3 protein-coding genes are annotated in these 2,583 nt (G+C 61.1%); 2 read left to right on the forward strand and 1 reads right to left on the reverse strand.

Going from position 1 to position 2,583, the window contains the following annotated elements:
* The coding region (locus JNL55_RS25000; protein WP_293860702.1) for a DsbA family protein at positions 1 to 453 on the forward strand (453 nt) is incomplete at its 5' end.
* Between the two features lie 10 nt (positions 454 to 463).
* Positions 464 to 2,140 carry an FAD-dependent oxidoreductase gene (locus JNL55_RS25005; protein WP_293860705.1) on the forward strand — a complete coding sequence of 559 codons (1,677 nt, stop codon included), beginning with the start codon at positions 464 to 466 and terminating at the stop codon, positions 2,138 to 2,140.
* Here the strand turns inward: JNL55_RS25005 and JNL55_RS25010 are convergent.
* Positions 2,137 to 2,583 (reverse strand): TIGR02466 family protein (locus tag JNL55_RS25010; RefSeq protein ID WP_293860708.1); only part of this gene is annotated, 447 nt, incomplete at its 5' end. The two genes, JNL55_RS25005 and JNL55_RS25010, sit on opposite strands and share 4 nt — an antisense overlap.

Raw genomic sequence — 2,583 nt, forward strand, 5'->3', positions numbered from 1 at the left:
GAGTACGGCGATTTCGAATGTCCGACATGCAAACAAGCGGCGCCGTCGCTGAAGTTGTTGTTACAGCGTTTCCCACAGCAGGTGCGGTTGGTGTTCCGCCATTTCCCACTGGAAGAAGTGCATCCCCATGCACTTGCCGCCGCCGAGGCAGCGGAAGTCGCCGCGGCCCAGGGCAAGTTCTGGCAAATGCACGACCTGCTGTTTACCAATCAGCTGCATCTGAAGAGCACTCAGTTGCACAGCTACGCCGAGCAGCTGCATCTGGACATGGCTCGCTACACCGCTGAGATGGACGATGAGATCTATCGGCAGCGAATTCGCGAACACATCGACGGCGGCAAGCGCAGCGGGGTGCGTGGCACGCCGGGCATTTTCGTGAACGGTACGATTCACGATGTGTCAGCCGGCATGCAGTCGTTGTTCGACCTGGTGGCCGCGTCTTTGAATAAATAAGGTCAGCGTCATGCCCAACGAACTGTACGAGAAGCGTGCCGAACAAATGTTTCCTCGGCTCACCAAGGCGCAGATCGCGCGCCTGGAGCCGCACGGCACGCATCTCGCGACAGCGGCGGGGCAGGTGTTGATCGAGCCCGGCGACCACGAACGGAAAATGCTGGTGGTGTTGACCGGCACTCTGCAGATCACCGTGCCGGGCGTGGACGAGCAAGTGGTACGGCCGCTCGGTCCGGGCGATTTCGCGGGCGAGATGAGCACGTTGCGTGGCGTGCCTGGATTCGTGCGCGTGTCGGTGCTCGATGCGGGCGAAGTTCTGGTCGTCAGCGATCACGATTTGCGCGTGGTCGTGCAGACCGATGCGGAACTCAGCGAGATATTCATGCGTGCGTTCATTCTGCGTCGCATGGGGTTGATCTCGGCGCCGAACAGCGAGATGACTTTGATTGGCTCGCGTTACTGCGGACACACGTTGTTACTGCGTGAGTTTCTGGCTCGCAACGCGCATCCGCATTTTTATCTCGATGCTGAGGTCGATGCGGAAGCGGCAGGATTGTTGGAGCGCGCGGGTCTAACGGTCGCCGACGTGCCTGCCGTGATCGGTCGCGGCGGTCGCGCGCTTCGCAAAGCCAATCTGCGCCAAGTGGCGGAGTTTGCCGAGATCAATCCGGACATCGATGTGGCAGCGATCCACGACGTGCTGGTCGTGGGTGCCGGGCCGGCGGGGCTTGCCGGCGCCGTGTATGCCGCATCCGAAGGCTTGGATGTGCGAGTGATCGATAGTTTTGCTCCCGGCGGTCAGGCGGGCACCAGCTCGCGCATCGAAAATTATCTCGGCTTTCCGACGGGCATTTCCGGCCAGGCGCTCGCTGGTCGCGCGTTGGTGCAATCACAAAAGTTCGGCGCGCGCTTTCATGTCGCTTGTGATGCGGTGGCTTTGCACTGTGACTCCTGGCCGTATCGGGTCGAGATGGCAGACGGTCGCGTCGCGAAGGCGCGCACTGTGCTGATTGCGACCGGCGCTCAATATCGCAAGCCGGAGCTGCCGAATTTGGATAGATACACCGGCGTGGGCTTGTACTACGCGGCCACTCATCTCGAAGGCAAGATGTGCCAGAACGAAGAGATCATCGTGGTCGGCGGCGGCAATTCGGCGGGACAGGCGGCGGTGTTTCTAGCCAGCGGCTGTCGTCATGTCCACATCATGGTGCGCTCGGAAGGGCTGGCCGAGACCATGTCGCATTATTTGATTCGCCGGATCGAAGAGTCGCCCAACATCACGTTGCACACGCGCACTCAAATCAGCTCGCTGGAAGGCGAGCATGAGTTGGAGAGTGTCACCTGGACCGAGGCGCGCGGCGGCCAGCGACAGACCCAACCGATTCGGCATGTGTTTCTAATGACCGGCGCGGCGCCGAACACGGAGTGGCTGAAGAATTGTGTGAACTTGGATGAGAAGGGCTTCGTGCGCACTGGCGCCGACTTGAGCAAGGACGAGTTGACGGCGGCGCGCTGGCCACTCGACCGCGCGCCGTATCTGATGGAGACCAGCTTGCCCGGTGTGTTCGCCGTCGGCGACGTCCGATCAGGCAGCGTGAAGCGCGTTGCTTCAGGCGTGGGCGAAGGTTCGATCTGTGTGCAGTTCGTGCACCGAGTGCTACGAGAGTTGCCGGCGGTGTTTGGCTAGAACCAGTTGTAGTTGAAACTGATGCTGATCCGTTCGCCGGCGACCGGATTGGCCGCCACCTCATGTCTGAGCCAACTCTCGAACAACACGACTTTGCCGGCTTCGGCCGGCATCACTGACCACAGCCGATTCGCCGGGCTCGCATCGGCCCGACGCGGCGGCGCCGCCATGAATTTCTCCAGGCGCGGATCTTCGAATTTCAAACCCGCGCAGCCTTTCGGCGTCTGCACGTAGTAAGTGCCGCTGATCGTCGACAGCGGATGCAAGTGCATGCTGTGCGACACCTGCTGCGGCATGATGTTCACCCAACAATCCGTCATCGCCAACTCGCGCCCGCTCATGTCCAGCTCGAGCGTTTTGACGAACCCATTCACATGCCGCTTCAGTCGCTTCTCCAAGCCAGCGAAGGTCGGTGAAATCTGTTGCATGCGATGCGCGGAGTG

Source organism: Steroidobacter sp. (assembly GCF_016790065.1).
In the GTDB taxonomy this organism is placed as follows: Bacteria; Pseudomonadota; Gammaproteobacteria; order Steroidobacterales; family Steroidobacteraceae; genus Steroidobacter.